General features: G+C 60.2%; 18 protein-coding genes and 1 pseudogene. 9 read left to right on the forward strand and 10 right to left on the reverse strand.

Annotated elements, in window-relative coordinates; genetic code table 11:
• Positions 1–232 precede the first annotated feature (232 nt).
• Positions 233–949, reverse strand: a complete 717-nt coding sequence (locus D4765_RS17555) for a plasmid pRiA4b ORF-3 family protein (protein WP_237280540.1) — start codon at positions 947–949, stop codon at positions 233–235.
• A gap of 268 nt (positions 950–1,217) precedes the next feature.
• Here D4765_RS17555 and D4765_RS17560 point away from each other — a divergent pair, with 268 nt between their 5' ends.
• The gene (locus tag D4765_RS17560) at positions 1,218–1,775 is read left to right on the forward strand and encodes a hypothetical protein (protein ID WP_136643613.1); all 558 of its coding nucleotides are present in this window, start codon (positions 1,218–1,220) and stop codon (positions 1,773–1,775) included.
• A 162-nt stretch (positions 1,776–1,937) separates the two neighbouring features.
• Here D4765_RS17560 and D4765_RS17565 read toward each other — a convergent pair whose 3' ends face one another.
• Positions 1,938–2,864, reverse strand: a complete 927-nt coding sequence (locus D4765_RS17565) for a hypothetical protein (protein ID WP_136643614.1) — start codon at positions 2,862–2,864, stop codon at positions 1,938–1,940.
• 172 nt (positions 2,865–3,036) lie between these two features.
• A complete protein-coding gene (locus D4765_RS17570; RefSeq protein ID WP_136643615.1) occupies positions 3,037–3,513 on the reverse strand; it encodes a TIR domain-containing protein in 477 nt (158 codons plus the stop codon).
• Between the two features lie 91 nt (positions 3,514–3,604).
• Between D4765_RS17570 and D4765_RS19340 the strand changes: the two genes are divergently transcribed.
• Positions 3,605–4,090 carry a hypothetical protein gene (locus D4765_RS19340; protein ID WP_162501139.1) on the forward strand — a complete coding sequence of 162 codons (486 nt, stop codon included), beginning with the start codon at positions 3,605–3,607 and terminating at the stop codon, positions 4,088–4,090.
• On the opposite strand, the gene D4765_RS20225 is transcribed toward D4765_RS19340, so the two are convergent.
• Positions 4,034–4,537, reverse strand: coding sequence for an HIT family protein (locus D4765_RS20225; protein WP_136643616.1), 504 nt, complete (start codon positions 4,535–4,537; stop codon positions 4,034–4,036). The genes D4765_RS19340 and D4765_RS20225 overlap by 57 nt on opposite strands.
• Between D4765_RS20225 and D4765_RS17580 the strand changes: the two genes are divergently transcribed.
• The 4 genes and pseudogenes from D4765_RS17580 to D4765_RS17595 all read left to right on the forward strand — a co-directional run.
• The gene (locus tag D4765_RS17580; RefSeq protein WP_136643617.1) at positions 4,536–5,114 is read left to right on the forward strand and encodes a toll/interleukin-1 receptor domain-containing protein; all 579 of its coding nucleotides are present in this window, start codon (positions 4,536–4,538) and stop codon (positions 5,112–5,114) included. The genes D4765_RS20225 and D4765_RS17580 overlap by 2 nt on opposite strands.
• Before the next feature lie 819 nt (positions 5,115–5,933).
• Positions 5,934–6,293 (forward strand): type II toxin-antitoxin system RelE/ParE family toxin, encoded by a 360-nt coding sequence (locus D4765_RS17585; RefSeq protein ID WP_136643618.1) that lies wholly within the window; start codon positions 5,934–5,936, stop codon positions 6,291–6,293.
• On the forward strand, positions 6,290–6,592 hold the full coding sequence (locus tag D4765_RS17590) for a helix-turn-helix domain-containing protein (protein WP_136643619.1): 303 nt from the start codon (positions 6,290–6,292) through the stop codon (positions 6,590–6,592). The genes D4765_RS17585 and D4765_RS17590 overlap by 4 nt, the downstream gene beginning before the upstream one ends.
• Before the next feature lie 159 nt (positions 6,593–6,751).
• Positions 6,752–6,993, forward strand: a pseudogene (locus tag D4765_RS17595) (hypothetical protein); the annotation flags it as partial.
• Positions 6,994–7,111: 118 nt separating this feature from the next.
• Here D4765_RS17595 and D4765_RS17600 read toward each other — a convergent pair.
• Both D4765_RS17600 and D4765_RS17605 read right to left on the reverse strand, forming a co-directional pair.
• Positions 7,112–7,420, reverse strand: a complete 309-nt coding sequence (locus D4765_RS17600; protein WP_136643620.1) for a hypothetical protein — start codon at positions 7,418–7,420, stop codon at positions 7,112–7,114.
• Positions 7,421–7,842: 422 nt separating this feature from the next.
• The gene (locus D4765_RS17605) at positions 7,843–8,055 is read right to left on the reverse strand and encodes a hypothetical protein (RefSeq protein WP_136643621.1); all 213 of its coding nucleotides are present in this window, start codon (positions 8,053–8,055) and stop codon (positions 7,843–7,845) included.
• Between the two features lie 655 nt (positions 8,056–8,710).
• Here D4765_RS17605 and D4765_RS17610 point away from each other — a divergent pair.
• From D4765_RS17610 to D4765_RS17620, 3 genes are all read left to right on the forward strand, one after another.
• Positions 8,711–9,079 carry an ArsR/SmtB family transcription factor gene (locus D4765_RS17610; RefSeq protein ID WP_272898640.1) on the forward strand — a complete coding sequence of 123 codons (369 nt, stop codon included), beginning with the start codon at positions 8,711–8,713 and terminating at the stop codon, positions 9,077–9,079.
• Entirely contained in the window at positions 9,076–10,167 is a 1,092-nt protein-coding gene (locus tag D4765_RS17615) for a cation diffusion facilitator family transporter (protein ID WP_136643622.1), read from the forward strand. The genes D4765_RS17610 and D4765_RS17615 overlap by 4 nt, the downstream gene beginning before the upstream one ends.
• Positions 10,168–10,703: 536 nt before the next feature.
• On the forward strand, positions 10,704–11,738 hold the full coding sequence (locus D4765_RS17620; RefSeq protein ID WP_136643623.1) for a hypothetical protein: 1,035 nt from the start codon (positions 10,704–10,706) through the stop codon (positions 11,736–11,738).
• 381 nt (positions 11,739–12,119) lie between these two features.
• Here the strand turns inward: D4765_RS17620 and D4765_RS17625 are convergent, their stop codons facing one another.
• From D4765_RS17625 to D4765_RS17640, 4 genes are all read right to left on the reverse strand, one after another.
• Positions 12,120–14,444 carry a heavy metal translocating P-type ATPase gene (locus D4765_RS17625; protein WP_136643624.1) on the reverse strand — a complete coding sequence of 775 codons (2,325 nt, stop codon included), beginning with the start codon at positions 14,442–14,444 and terminating at the stop codon, positions 12,120–12,122.
• A 2-nt stretch (positions 14,445–14,446) separates the two neighbouring features.
• Positions 14,447–14,791 carry a heavy-metal-associated domain-containing protein gene (locus D4765_RS17630; protein WP_136643625.1) on the reverse strand — a complete coding sequence of 115 codons (345 nt, stop codon included), beginning with the start codon at positions 14,789–14,791 and terminating at the stop codon, positions 14,447–14,449.
• 37 nt (positions 14,792–14,828) lie between these two features.
• The gene (locus tag D4765_RS17635; protein WP_136643626.1) at positions 14,829–15,110 is read right to left on the reverse strand and encodes a metal-sensitive transcriptional regulator; all 282 of its coding nucleotides are present in this window, start codon (positions 15,108–15,110) and stop codon (positions 14,829–14,831) included.
• Between the two features lie 231 nt (positions 15,111–15,341).
• Positions 15,342–15,869: M23 family metallopeptidase (locus tag D4765_RS17640; RefSeq protein WP_136643627.1), on the reverse strand; the 528-nt coding region annotated here is incomplete at its 5' end.

Below are 15,869 nucleotides of genomic sequence, written 5' to 3' on the forward strand. Positions count from 1 at the left end.
GACCCACCTCCCGGAGGTCCCACAGCTTCGTAACGACGTCAGGGAGCATTCGCTCGGAGAACCGTCCAGACATATCGATCAACACCATCCACAGAGTAAGTGGTGCAATCACTGCTTGAATCCGCCGTGTTATTTATTCCGTTTCGTGAGCTGACCCCATCTAGTGCAATGAGCACGCCCGGGCGATCCCGGCTCCGCGGGAAACGATGTGGGGCGCGGCTAGGAGGGTCTCCTATGCTCGTTCGGTGCGGATGTTGGTGGCTGGGAAGACGCGGCGGAGTACCTGGTTGACGGCAGGGGTGTCGTATGTGGCGGGGTTGAATGGTTTCCGGGGGTTGTGGTGCATGCTGCTGACCCATTCGGTGAGGTTGTCGTGTTCGTCGTCGGCGGGGTGGTCGAGGACATGGAGGATGTGGTCGTACCCGTCGATGCCGCCGCTGTCCTCAAGTGGGCAACGCCGCTCACCCCGAATAACCGTGATGGTGGGGTCGCCGGGATTTTTCGGGAGGGTTTCGATGAGGTCCAGGCGGTGCAGCCAGTTGTCGCCGAGGTCGTACAGATAGAACAGGGGTGCCTGGTCAGTGAGGACGTCCCGGAGCGCGAAATCTTCTTCGGCAAGGTATGCGCCTTCGTCGTCGTCTTCGCGGAGGAACGGAGACGCCCATCGTCGCGGGAGCATCGGGGTGATGTTGCCGTCTAGATCGGGATCGAAATCGAGAAATTCGTGCAGGTGACTATTTTCCCAGCCCATCACGATCTGGAGTGCATCGTGGAGTTGGGGCAGGCGAAGGTCCGCGTCGATTTCGAAAAGCCGCCAGATCTCCGGTTCGCTACCGACCAGATGAATCCTCACGCGAAGAAGAGCCGGTCCGATGCGCCTCACCACTGCCCCCATCACCAGATTCTCCCACAACGCACGCTCAAAGCTGGTGGGAGTCGATCCCGGCATCGCGGAAGAATCCGGCGCAGGGTGAGCGTTACACGCCCCGTCATCGTGCAGTAACTCGTGCAGGCTAAGCGTGCACTCGGCGCCCGGGAAATGTATGGTCGCCAATTCGGGTTCAAGGCCGTGCGGTGGGCGACCGGCTAGCGGGCGGGTCATGCGGGTTCGTGGCGGGCCAGTTAACTGAGGTGCCGTCGGAGCTCGCGTCGGGCGGCGTTCGCACTGACAATTAGCCCCCGGCACAATAGGAGGCCCGTGCCGATAGCGTTGACTCATGTCGAGACTTGCCGCCGCGCCGAAACAGCTGTCAGGCCTATGGGGGGAGGCGCTCACCGTCAAAGCACTTCGTGATCTCGGGTTCGAGGTGGAGTGGCAAGGCGGACTAACCACGGGCAAGGACCTGATCGCTTCGCGGGGCGGGGCAGTTTGGCATGTCCAGGTTAAGTCGACACAGAAGCCCAACGGCTGGGTGGCGTGGACCGGTGACGGCACGCGAGCACGCGAATTGGATGCTCGAGCCAAAGCGACCGGCGCCGCCGGCGCCTTCTACGTGCTCGTGCAGATTTGGACTCCCGGCGAGGCCAACTTTGACTTGGAGTCGGGGCAGCTGACGATATCCGCCCCACCGGATGCCGTCCTTGTCGCCCTGGGGGCCGAGAAATTTGCCGGCGACGTGGACGCGGAAAGGAAGAGCTATGCGGAAACAAAGAGAGTGAGAGTTGGTCGTGCTGGCGAGGCCATCGGAACGTTCCATCGCGAGGATGGCGTGATCTATCCGCTTCGCACCGGGGACTATTCATATTTAACCGAATTCGCCGCCAATCTTCCGTAGTGGGTGCCGCACCTCGACCGCCGCCTCAAGCGGCCAATCTCCGACCGGGTCCATGACGTCGTACTCGCCCCAGATCAGACCGCTGCGCGATCCTGCACCGGGCACTAGTGATGTGGTCGTCTGCCGCGCATTGGGGCGGTCCGTAGGTGAGAAGAAGCGGATTCACCATGGCGAGTTGTTCGACGGCTCGCTCTGATCCACGAGTCGACGTGACTGACTAAGAAGTATGTGCAGCACGGTAACGACGCGACCGGTGAAATAGTCGTACGCGTCCTCAGGCAGTTCAGCAATATGGGTCTCGTGGTGGCGGACGCGGAATGTGTTGCCGAGGGCGGTGACGGCATTTAGGTCGGTACGGACTGCGTCCCGAAGTGAGGCCGAGCCGATATGGGCGAGGAGCGCCTCGGCGCTCACGTTCTTCTGATTTTTACCCGGCACCTCGACTGTCTTCAGTCTCTCAAGAGCGCCCCACAGCGCTTGAATACCGGCAAGCCTTTCGGATGACTGCCTGGATGCTACGAGCTGGCGTCCATTCTCTATGAGCTTGTCCAGCTCGATGTCTCCAGTGTCGGGGTTCAGAGCTGATAGGGCTTCGCGAAGTTCTGCTGGTCCGATGTGGGCGATCGTCAGTTCGCCCTGCATCTCGAAAGCAGCACCGCCCCGAGCAAGAATTTCGTTCACGTCATTGCAGTACTGCTTGGCCCCGGCATGCCTGTCGAAGGTCAGCGCGTGGTGGCTGTAGTACGCGTGATTGGCCCCCTCAGAGGGTAAGGCGACGAAACGCCCGGCCAACTCAATTAGATCGAAAATTGTGTCGTCGGCGACATCGCCGCGGTTGCGCAAGAGCGGTATCTGAAGTTTGGGAATCAGCGCTTTTGCGCGATCTGCGAATGCATCAACGTTCGTTGCAAAAATGTGGCTCTTGTCTGAGTCAGGGCAACGCTCGGGGAACTCTTCGGCCAGCCAGTTGCCGGCCAGGCGCGTCATTACCAATTCGAGTAGGCCATCTGCGGTCGCCGCAGGGAGAGTCTGCAAAGTACGCGGCGTCTCTCCGCTCACGCGGTCGGAGTAAAAAGCGTTCGCGGTCACACAGTCATCATGGCGGAACAATAGCCGCACCCTTCCAGCCCTAATTGGAGGACAAACTCTGGCTAAGTCCTGGTGACCGTTAGAGGATCGTCTAAACGGGCGCGCCCGCCGCGGCTGCCGCCGGCCACCTAAGCCCGCTTCGGCGTTGAGGAGCACGTGTGGGCTCCAGTTCCTAGCGGGTGACGCCGCGAGCTGCCCAACCTTCCAGGTTGTCGGACAGGCTCTTGTAGGTCGCTTGGGAGTCGATCTTCCCCCAGATATCTGTTTTAGTGGGGTCAAAGATGGGGACATTCCCAGTGATGTTGGCTTTAGCGAAGGGGTCTGCGCCAGGTTTATCCGTTGTGCCGAAGCTAGAGAGTCCGTGGATGCGAACTCCTAGGAGCGGCCTTCTATCGGCCCATGCTTTTTCAATCTCGTATTTGACCCACGGACGGTTGGCTGTTTCTTGGCCGACAAGGACGATGACGGCTGATTTGTATTTCATGTTGTCGTCGATCCATTGTGCAACCGCCTTAGACCCGTTCCTCTCGACCTCTTCCCATTTCTGAGCAGTGAGGAACGGCTGCTTATCCAACGCATTGATCTGTCTCACGAGCTGAACGCGATTCACATCGCGTTTGTAGTAAAAGCTGTAAAAAACGCTGGTCATGATTCCCCTTATTTACTGATGGACCCACGGATTATAAGGGATGTGCCTTGTTCAGCGCTCCGCTCGCATGTGCAATGCCCATAATTAAGAAATGCCCAGGCCAAGCCGCTCACAACCTCAAGCGTTCTCAGCAGACCGGGTAAAGCATCTCGAGTTTTTGCAGTCCACTATTGCCCGGCAGGCTGCCCATTCGTTTTCTGTTAAAGGGTGGTCGCTTACAGTCGCAGCAGCTTTGTATGTGTATACGGCCACTCATCTTGAATGGTGGCTGGCTTTGCTGGCGCTCGTACCACCTGTCGTTTTCGCCGGTCTCGACGCTTTCTACCTACGACAGGAGAGGCTGTTCCGCCAGCTTTACAGTGCCGCGATAGTTCCTAACAGCGCGGTGGTTGTTTTCAGTATGGACGCCGCGGTCTTCACGGACGTGGCTCGCTACCCCAACTGCGGCTACAAAGGGCGTAACGGGGTCTGGCGTTCAAAGAGCTGGAGATACTTTCACTTCATGATCGTTGCCGTGGGACTAGTGCTTCTCGGGGTTGCGATTTTCCAGGCGCTCAGTTCCACAAAACTCACGTAGTGCGTCGGCGACGCCTTCTAGCACTGCGTCCGCAGTTGGATGCTTGGGTGGCCATATTTCACCAACGGCATCGTCTACCCATCTCGGCACTAGGTGGATGTGGAGATGTTCGACGGTTTGGCTGGCCGCTTCTCCCGCTGACGAGATGAGGTTCATGCCCTCTGGCCGCAACACGTTTTGAAGGGCCACTCCTACACGAAGTGTCGTGAGGCCCAGAGGTTCGATGTCGCGTGGTTCGGCGTCTAGAAATGACCGAATGTGTCGCTTGGGAATAATCATCGTGTGCCCACGCGTCGCAGGTTCCAGCGGAAAGAAAGCAAGCGTGTCGTCGGTCTCATAAATGATCTCGGCAGGTACTTCTTTTCGTACTATCTGGCAGAACGGGCACGTAGGCAATTGGGCTTCCACTAGATGGACAATACCTATGATTGGGGGTGGAGGGTCCATGGTCAGCTACACAATTTCTGAAGTGCGCAGTCTCGGGATAACGGCTTCAGTCTCAACTCCAGGCGGCGCCCGCGAAATCCTTCGTAAAGCCGCCGGCGTCAGCGGGTTGTTCGACATATTTCTCAGCCACAGCTTCTCTGACGCCGAGCTCATACTCGGCGTTCGCAGAGTGCTACAACTTTCGGGGAAGACTGTCTACATCGACTGGATCGACGACCCACAACTAGACCGAACCCGAGTATCCGCTTCGACGGCGGCGCAACTCCGGCAACGCATGAGTCAATGTAAATCCCTCATATACGCGGCCACGCAGGCGGCTAGCTCATCAAAATGGATGCCTTGGGAACTGGGTTACTTCGATGGCATGAAGGGCTCAGAGGCAGTTGCCGTCATGCCATTGGTCGCTTACACGGGTCAGAGCGTGGGACAGGAATATTTAGACCTCTACCCAACCGTGGAGAAAGCCTCCTCCGTCTTCTTGCCTCCGAAGATCACGAAACGGGTTTATGGCGGGATCCAACAGAAATCGTTAGACGACTTGGTTACCAATCGTGGTGGAACCGCGTGGCATCGCTAGCAATGATGCCGCTGCGATAATCACAGACAAGCGCGGAAATCTGCTCACCACGATCCATCCGACATGCGGCGAGTACAGCACCGCCCGCCCGGAGACTCATCCCAGAATAATCGAGAAAGGCACTCGGCGGTGAGCTGAACTTGAGCAGAACAAGTGCCCGGTCAGGGATCCGCTTACGTACCAGCGGTGCCACAATCAAGCGTTCAAAGAACCCTGCCACGAAGCGATCAAAGTCCCAGGTCATGGTGGCCCTTCCGCTGCCGCATGTGTCAAGTTGGACCCTCAGGTTCGGCACATACCGGTGTCCCTCAATCTGATTTGGGCCCTCGATCGACACGCGGGCCGGGTCATGGTTTACGCCTACCTGGACTACACCCCAAACAGACAATCGTTCCGCTTCTTACAGGTCTCCTTCTCTCGCCCCGAATGCCCAAGGCGGCACCATCAATCACCGATCTCGGGTTCTTCAATGATTTCACCCAGACCTGGGTCGCTGAAAGAGTCGAGTTCGTGAGCTCGAGCGACGAAGCGCGAACGAGACCGCCAGCTTTATCGAGCTATACCAGCTGACGTCGAACGTCTCCTCAACGTGTACCTCGAACAATCAGAAAATCTCGTCCTCTTCGAAAGCACCGCGGTCCGGTGGCGCGCCCTCCACAACCTCACACGGGGCCAAGCCGCCACTTGGACGAGCTGGAGCGCCTCCTCACCGCGCTCCGACACCTCCCCAGCACCTCGATACCGCGCACCACCTCAGCATCAGTGGATAGTACTGATATCAGGTTGATGCGATATCGCGAATAAGCTATCCTTGTGGTCATGCAGTGGACAGTCGAGTTCTCCGAGGAGGTGCGAGAGTGGTACGTCGCGCTCTCGCCCGAGGGCAAGGCTGCTACTCAGCGGATCGTGGCGCGCCTAGAGATTCAGGCGCACATGCTCGGTATGCCGCATTCGCGCACGCTCGGTGACGGGTTGCGCGAGTTGCGTTTCACCTGCGAGGGTGTCGCGCGCCGCATTACCTACGTGCTCGACCCTGGCCGGAAGGCCGTCACGCTGACCACGTTCCGCAAGCAACGCAACAACGAGCGCGGCGAGGTCCTGCGGGCTCGGCGAGCACAGGCCAAACATGAAACTGAACACCAAGATGAGGCACCGAAGAAAAGAGGAAAGAACCGATGAGTACACCGTTCCGTGAACTGGAAGCCGCGTCTCTCGCGGCTATGACTACCGACGAGCGTGCACGCTTTGACACTGCGCTCGAAGAGGAAGAGACACGCCTTCGAGTGGCTGAGATGGTCTATCAGGCGCGTTCTGATGCTGGTCTCACGCAGGCCGTCCTTGCTGAGCGTGTCGGCACGAAACAGTCTGTTATCTCGGCGATCGAGAACGGCTCTCAGATGCCCACCATTCCGACGCTCCGACGCATCGCTCGGGCCGTCGATCGCCAGCTCACCATCGAGCTAGCCGCAGCAAGCTGACCAACCCGACCCTCGGTCCGAGAATCGGGCGGCCACGCGAACTTTACGGAAGCCGCGAATTGCGCGACCCATACGTGTCGGTCTGAGACAGCTTCAGGAGCATCAGGCCCCTTCAACGGAAGTTGAAGGCCACGCCCATTCACAAAACCGGCGTGCAGTACGAAGATCGCCCGGTACCCCCGCGTGGTGACTCTGCACGGGCAGAGCGTGTATCTGGATCACTACCTCGAGGTCCTGCTCCACAAGCCCGGTGCTCTGCGCTCACCGTCGGCGCCGTGACCGCGGACGTCGTCGCGGTCGAGGCCTGACGACACTAGGTCCTCGGTGGGTCCCGTTTGGACCGTCCTCGTGTTGAACACGCTCGTGGTCTCGAGCGACGAGTTGTCAGCCACCTTCAACGGCAATATCATCGGACCGGCACCGACTCCTACCGCCTCGCACACACCCAGAAACAGCCAACCGCAGCAACAACGACCAGCGGCTGACAGAGGAATCCCTGGCGCAACACCAAGCGGAAGGTCAGGTGTGACCCTTGATCGCTTCGACAAGCTGCGCAACAGATGGAACGCCGACGAAACCAGTCTCACCGAGATAGACCCGGCACGCCAGAGCGAAGGTTCGCCCACCCGATGGGAACGCATCCACGCCATCGAGAAGGATCGTCGGGGAGCCCGCGAACGGAACTGCCGCGGCCTGTACGCTATCGGTCAGCAAGCGATACGTCACCTCGACATCCCCACAGCCCAGCTCGGCCAACGCTGCTCTCACTCGGGTCCCAGCCTCGACCCAATTCGGGCACTCATCAATATGAAGAATCTCCACGCGCATATCCCAGTATCCCGCGATCCACACCGACCCGGGGTCCCGCTTAGATTGCCCCGGTGGGTCCGACTTGGCTTAAACATAGCCATACCCGAGAGACGCTCAGTTTTCACCGCTTGTGAACGGCGGTTTTGACTCCTTTGATCGGGGAGGCCAAAACGGGCGTATTTGACCGCCCTCGTGCGGCGGTCTTGTTTTGCAAGGCCGCAACTTGAATGGAGCGGGGTCGCGGTTGGATTGAGGCCCGTCTGTTTGGCCGGATAGCTTTGGTTGCCACTTCTTCGTCTGCCACCCTCACCAGGCTTTGCGTCGTCATCGTGGACCAGCTGCCGTTCAACGGCACCATCATCGAGGCCCGCACCCGGCTGAAACGACGTTTGGCGGCTGGAGTGCTGAGATGACCGGGCTCGGCGAAGTCCTCGGGCGCATCATGTGGGCGGTGCTATTCCCACGGGCTGCGCCCTAATGACGATGCCGCCGACCGGTTCACCTGTGCTTTCGTAGACGGTGATCTTGATGGTTCCCCGGTCGCCGGAACCGGTGAATCCGTTCACACGGAAACCGACCTGCTGCTGTTCGCCCTCAATCAAGAAACGTCCCGGCACATCCGCCGCCTCCGCCAAACCGAGAAGGTTGTTCACGCTCCTGTAACTCGATATTGCACTGACGATATCGATGTACCAGCTGTCTTTGAAAGATGCACCATCCCTGTCCAGGGCCACCCACCCGCTGAGCTGTGCGATGAAAACGTACTGGGCATCACTGCCAGCGCAGGGAGTGGTGTTCCCAATCGCCCAAACCTCCCTGGCGTCCGGATAAACCGTCGTAACGGATCCTTGCGGCACCCGGACGGTTGACAACGGGGACTGACCACACACTCGACTTCACTAGGTAACCAGCTTCGTATCCACGATCTTCTGCCAGCTCCAACTCTCGGTGACGAACGATTCCAGAACCTGAATCTTTATCTCATTTCTGTCCCCTAAATAGGTTACACTATCAGCCCGTTCCGCCAGATCAGGGCGTCGCGCGAGGACGCCAGGCCAAAAGATGAGTTCGACAGGTTGTGAGCGGGTTTTGACCGTGCAGGCGGAGATAAATCAAAAACGCTTGTTTTTTGGCCTAGCCGCAGTGTGTGTCATCGCAGGCGACTGCCAAGCCCTGCTCAGTATGAAAAGGTGTCAGGGAACTTGCGCGCCTTTCGTGGAGTTCGACACGGCGGATCGTTGCTAGCAGGCGCCCTCAGTACTAAAAGACGTTTGCGCCCAGTCTCATCTGCTATGCCATAATCTGCTTGTGGATGCAGATAAACAGATTTGTGGTCGTTACCCTGACAGCCAGTACGTTGAACTCGCGGTCGAGATCTTTGGGATGCTCGCCGATGCGACCCGAGTCCGGATCATCCTCGCTCTTCGCGACGAGGAACTATCGGTCAACCATTTGGCTGACATTCTGGACAAGACGCCCGCTTCGGTGTCGCAGCACCTCGCAAAGCTCCGTCTGGCGCGGATCGTGTCGACTCGGCAAGACGGGACCCGGGTGTTCTACAGACTTGCTGACGAGCACGCCAGTCAGCTCGTCAACGCTGCGATTTTCCAGGCCGAGCACAGCCTTGGTGGTTCTCCCCGGCACCACCACGCCATCGACCGGGAGGCGAGCGTGTGAACACCCACCACGACCACCCGAACGAGCCCAGGGTCCACGACCAGCATGACCATGACCACTCTCCGAATCACGAGCATGAGCACGGCCACTCCCACGGTCACCCGGATGACCATGAGCACGATCATGACCACTCTCATCCGACGGGAATCACGGGGTTCTTCTACGGTTTGTTCGTCCCGCACACCCACGATGCCGCGGATTCCATCGACGATGCCCTTGAGGCGAGCACCCAGGGTGTCCGCGCGCTGAAAATCAGCCTCTTCCTCCTGCTCGGCACCACAGTTCTGCAGTTCGCCATCTTCCTCATCAGCGGCTCCGTCGCGCTGCTCGCAGACACCATCCACAACTTCTCCGACGCCCTCACCGCCGTTCCCCTTTGGATCGCATTCATCCTCGGTCGGCGGATCGCGACCCGCCACTACACCTACGGGTTTGGGCGGGCAGAAGACCTCGCCGGCCTGTTCATCATCGCCGTCGTCGCTCTGTCGGCCATTGTTGCTGCCTGGGAATCCATCAGCCGGCTGTTTCACCCGCAGGGCCTGCACAACCTCTGGTTCGTCGTTGCCGCTGGGCTCATCGGCTTTGCCGGCAACGAAATCGTTGCCGTCTACCGCATCCGGGTCGGCCGAAAGATCGGCTCCGCTGCCCTGGTCGCGGACGGTGTCCACGCACGCCTGGACGGATTCACGTCCCTCGCAGTCATCCTAGGCGCCATCGGCGTCATGCTCGGTTTCCCGTTGGCTGACCCGATCATTGGCATCGTCATCTCCGCAGCGATCATCGTCCTACTCTGGGGCACCATCAAAAGCATCGGACGACGCCTGATGGACGGCATCGAACCGGACCTCGTCGACCGAGCACGCCACGCACTCGAAGACACCCCCGGAGTGATCTCCGTCCCCCGTCTCCAGCTCCGCTGGGTTGGGCACCGTCTCCAAGGAGCAGCAACGCTCCACGTCGCGGACGCACCTTTGTCCGACGTAGAGCACATCCTGAATGCAGCTGAACACAACGCCGAACGCGCACTCCCGAACCTCGACGACCTCTCCCTACGAGCCGTCACCTCACCGGAGGCTCACGACCACTAAAAGCGGCAAGGTGGATCCGGCTTGGATTGCCTGAGACGCTCCGAGAGAACCGAAGTGGGTCCCGCTGAGATTTAGGCCTGGTTGGTCCAACTTGGCTTCGACATCGCCAGAAACGGCTCGTAGATATCTGCGTACCGTCAATCGGGGGGTTCAGTCGGTTGCACTGCCCGATGCCACACAATGTGACAAATTGGTAACGAACGCATAACATCGGATGAGTCATCGACCACCCGAAGGTCGAACTTGACGACAAAAGAGCGCATGACGCGTGCCGGAGGACTATACACGTGCCAGATCAGAGCGATATTCCGGTCCCCATCGCGGATCTGGATGTTGAGCTCATTTCCGCCGCAGGAGCCATGACTTCTTTCCCCACTCGTCGCGAGCTCCGCCGCCCCAAGTCGGGGTCTGAGGTTTCCGCACCTGAAACACGACGCGAACGCCGTCAACGCGAGGCCGCGGCAGCTACCACCCTCCTCGCGTCAGCGTCAGCGTCAGTGCCGGCTTCACTCTTTGACCGTTCTGCGGATCCTGTCATGCAGGGCGATCGAACTGATTCCTACCGGGTGCCTGATTCGAAGATTGCCGAGGTTGCCGCCAATGTGGAGCCGGACGTCACGTTGGCGAAAGAGTCGCCAGCGCTTCTCGCTGAACCCAAACCGGCCGTTTCTCCTGCGCTCGTTGCGGTGCGGGCGGGCGAGGGCATGACGAGCACCGTTCACCGAAGCTCATCCCGTCCGAATGGGCCGTCTTCTTTCGCGCGCGCTTCCGCAGCGAGCAGGCCCGGCCCGGGCGCCTCAATGCGTCGGCGTTTCAGGGCGCTTCCCCGTTCATGGGGGTCCGTGCTGGGGATGCTGGCTGCCATCGCGTTGGTCTCAACCGTCGCGGTTCCCGCGTACGCATATTCCGATACCAGCGCAGGCGAGGGAGCCCGAACTCAGGCGTCGGCGGCCCTGGGTATGCAGGGTTTGACGGTCGCAGGGGAAGCAGCAGCGGGTTCCACGGAACGTGATAGCTACACCAGTATTGGCAACATCGCGACCATGGACTCCACAACCGGTACGACGGTGTCGCCCACGGTTCAGGCCCTCGCCGCCGAGCTCGTGGCTGATGTTGCCGCGGGTAGGCTTGTCGGATCCTACCCCGACCACATCGCCGAGATCCGAAATTTGGCGAACGGGGTGGCTGTCCCGGGGTGTGGAGTCGATTACCGGGTGCTTCAGATCATCAAGATCGCTGTGCAGAATTTCGATAAGGTCGGCGTCAGTGACATCAATCGCCATTGCACAGGTCAGATCGAGGGCGCCGGTACGGCGTCGTCGCATTACGCCAACGGCGGAGGTCACGCCGTTGATTTTTATATCCTCAACGGCCACGGCCTGACCGGCGGGGACCCTGATTCCGTGAAACTGATTCGCATTCTGGACCCGCTCGTTCCGGCGAAAACGAACGTCGGCCAAATCGGTTGCCGACCATCGATGGCGTTGCAGAATTTCTCCCCGTTCCCAGACACCTGTGACCACCTGCACATTGATTTCGGTCAAGCACAAGGCCTCAGCGTCCACGAATAGGCACCGCCAAAGTGTCGGGTGCGCGCAAGGCTTGCAGGTCGTTCGGGGTGCTGGTTCCGGGTGTGCCTATGTCAACACAACTCGGACCCGCCTTGCCCTGATGGGTCCGACCGCCGAATCGTCCTAGGTCATTCTGTGTTCGACTGCCTTTTTTGCGTTGGGTTTGGTGGTGGAGTCCAACGACGGGTATGCGCCGATGCCGCCCCATCGTCTTGGCGGGTGGGCTTCATGATCGAGGTCTTGACCAGACGGCGCGGCTGTGCGGGACGTGTTCCGGCTATCACCCGGCCCCCTCCTAGCTAGGAGGAGTACTTGGTTGGGTCTGGTCCGCCGCACAGAGAACTTTCTGAGTGGACAATCCATCCAGGCGCAGTGGGCCGATTAGACCCCGCGCGGCGCGTGCGAGGCGTTGTGGCTCGGGGTCCACTCGGGTCCTGACGTGACAGCAACGTTCTGCGCGGGTCGTTCGGGGCGGTGACCGTGGAAGCGTCGGAGGCGCAGGCTGTTGGTGACGACGAATACGGAGGACAGCGCCATCGCAGCTCCGGCGAAGAGCGGGTTGAGCAGGCCAAGCATGGCGATAGGTATCGCGGCGACGTTGTACACCAGCGCCCAAAACAGGTTGCCCTTGATTGTTCCAAGGGTGCGCCGGGCGAGCCGGATGGCATCGCCAACGACGAGGAGATCCCCGCTCATGACGGTAATGTCGCTCGCTGCGATTGCGGCGTCCGTTCCGGTTCCCATTGCAATGCCCAGATCAGCAGCGGCTAGGGCTGCGGCATCGTTGACGCCGTCGCCGACCATCGCGACCACGTGGCCTTGTGCTTGCAGTTCCCGGATGGCGTCGAGCTTGCCTTGTGGGGTGATCCCGGCGCGGACATCGTTGACGCCCACCTGGCTGCCGATCGCTCGTGCTGCTCCTTCGTTGTCTCCGGTGAGCAGCACGGGCATCAGACCCAAGTTTCGGAAGTCGGCAATGGCTTTGGCGCTGCTGTTTTTGATGCTGTCGCCGACAAGAATCACCCCGCGCGCCTGTCCGTCCCAAGCAACGGTGACAGCGGTTTTGCCATCGGCTTCGCCGGCGCCGATCGCGGCTGAAAGTTCGTCGGGCACGAGCACGTTCCATTCCGTCCGTAGCCATGACGCACGGCCGACCAGGACGAGGTGCCCGTCTACGACGGCCTGCACGCCGAATCCTTGGTGGGAAAGGAACGCTTCAGCGGTGCTGAGTTCGTGGCCGCTGCTGATCGCTGCAGCCACGACAGCGTGCGCTACGGGGTGCTCGGAACCGTTTTCTGCTGTCGCCGCGAAGCGGAGCAGTTCCGTCTCGTTCTGACCGGGAACGGCATGAAGGGCGCTCATTCTCATCTGGCCGGTGGTGATCGTGCCGGTCTTGTCCAGCACGATGGTGTCGACGCGGCGGGTTTGTTCGAGGATCTGCGGGCCGCGGATCAGAATCCCGAGTTGCGAGCCGCGCCCGGTGCCGACAAGAAGCGCTGTCGGGGTGGCCAACCCCAACGCGCACGGGCAGGCAATGATCAATGTCGCTACCGCGGCCGTGAACGCCGTTTCTGGGGTTGCGCCGATCAGCAGCCAGATGGCGAGGGTTGCGAGGGCCAGACCGATCACGATGGGGACGAACACTGCAGAGACCCGGTCGGCGAGGCGTTGCACCTCTGCTTTACCGGTTTGGGCTTGTTCGACGAGCCTGCCGAGGCGGGCGAGTTCGGTATCTGCTCCGACCCGGGTGACTTCAACGGTCAGTCGGCCACCGACGTTCATGGTCGCACCGACGACGCGGCTGCCCGCAGAAACCTCAACCGGGACCGATTCTCCGGTGAGCATGCTCATATCCACGGCTGATGCGCCCTCTGTGACGAGACCGTCGGTGGCGATTTTCTCTCCCGGCCCGACGATGAAAATGTCCCCTGGAATCAGCGCACTGACCGGGACGGTGGTTTCTGTTCCATTTTTGAGGAGGGTGGCGTCTTTGCTGCCCAGTTCGAGTAGCGCTCGGAGGGCGGCACCGGATTCCCTTTTCGCGCGGGCTTCGATGTACCGGCCGGCGAGGATGAACACGGTGACCGCGGTTGCAACTTCCAGATAGATGTCCTGGTCGCCGGAACCGGTGCCGAGCTGGCTGGTCAGAGCGAAACTCATGTGCATGCCGGGCATCCCGGCGGTGCCGAGGAACAGGGCATCCAAAGACCAGCCGAACGCGGCCAAGACGCCGACACTGATCAGGGTGTCCATGCTCGCAGCACCGTGCCTGGCATTGGTGAACGCGGCGCGATGAAACGGCCATGCGCCCCACACTGCGACCGGGGCGGCGAGGGTCAGGGCTAACCATTGCCAGTTCGTGAACTGCAAGACGGGGATCATCGACAACAGCAGCACAGGCACGGTGAGCGCCGTTGAAATAGTCAATCTTTGTCGAAGCAGATCGGTGTCGCCGGGCACCGTTGTCGGGGCGGCGTTCGAGTCAATGACAGGTGCCGGGAGGGCTGCGGTGTAACCGGCTGCCTCGACGGCCGCAATGAGAGAGTCCAGATCGGTGCCAGCGACGCTTCGAACGTGGGCTTTTTCGGTTGCATAGTTCACGCTTGCTTCGACGCCTGGGATGCGGTTCAGCCTACGTTCCACCCGCGTTGCGCACGATGCGCAGGTCATCCCGCCGATCTCGAGCTCAACATCGCTGCCATTCATGCTCAGGCCTGAACGAGGGTGTAACCGGCCTCGGTCACGGCCGCGCGAACCTGATCTTCGGGTACCGGTTTGCTGCTCACGACCATGATCCGGGACGTCCCGCCCGCGTTCAAGTCCACGCTGACACTGTCCACCCCGTCCAGGGCAGAGACCTCTTCCGTGACGCTTGCGACGCAGTGGTTACACGTCATCCCGTTTACGGAGTAATGCGCACGGATAACCTCCGCACCCGCCGTCTGCAGTGCGGGTGTGCCAGCTTCGGCGGCGTGGCCGTGTGCGTGTCCTCCGGTTCCGCAGGCGCACGCATTGTTTGTGTCGGTGAGACCAAGATCGGTGTGGATTGTCATCAGGTGTCCTTTACAGTCGGGTGAGTTAGACGGTGGGTTAGGAGCGGACAAGTCGTGCAATAGCGGCGGACGCTTCTTGAAGTTTTTCTTCCGCGACAGTCCCGCCTTCCGCGGTGGCTTCTGCGACGCAGTGCATCAGGTGGTCATTCAGCAGCGACAAGGCAACCGTTTCCAGTGCTTTGGTGGCGGCTGACACTTGCGTCAGGACGTCGATGCAGTACGTGTCTTCCTCGACCATCCGGTGGATGCCCCGGACTTGTCCCTCTGCACGGCGAAGCCGTTTCAGTAGGTCCTTTTTGGTATTGGCGTATCCGGTCATATCAAGCCTTCTTATACCCCCATAGGGTATTACCAATAGTAGGCAGATGCTTTGAGCTGTCAAGTCTCGACGCTGAAGTCAGTACTTCGGCAAGAGAGTGCTCACGGCCGGATATTTAACCGCCGCTAGGCACTTCAACCATTGAGAGTTGCCGACGATCAGGTCGGCGTTGCCGGGGCTGAACCGGAAATCTGCAGTACATTCCGTTTGAGGGCAGCGGTATGGATTCGTTCATCCGGCTGTCACGTGGGCTTTGAGCCAGGCGTACGGGTCCACCGGGGTGCCATCGAGGTGTACTTCGAAGTGCAGGTGGGCTCCGGTGCTGGTGCCGGTGTTTCCGACGTTGCCGACTTGCTGGCCAACCTTTACCGTTTCGCCCTCTGCGACCTTCACGGAACCGGTGAGCATGTGCCCGTACCAGCTCTGCACCTTCTGCCCGTCGATGACATGATCGATGACGACGTACACACCAAGCCCCCCACCGTCAGAAGCCACCACCGTGGACACAACACCATCGGCCATGGCCTGGATAGGTGCACCCTCACCCGGGTTCATATCCAATCCCTTATGGAAACTGGAACACGCACCGCACGGCGCAAGTCGGGGTCCGAATCCGTCACTGATCGGCACACCAGTGGTGAACGGCCACTGAATCGGGGACGCCGGGTTATTGGTGAAACTGTTCGAAGTGTGCGCGTAGGACTTACCCGTGACCGTCTCGATGACAACCAGCGGAACAGGCGGCGGAGGGGGCGGCGG

It is taken from the genome of Subtercola vilae (assembly GCF_004923255.1).
In the GTDB taxonomy this organism is placed as follows: domain Bacteria; phylum Actinomycetota; class Actinomycetes; order Actinomycetales; family Microbacteriaceae; genus Subtercola; species Subtercola vilae.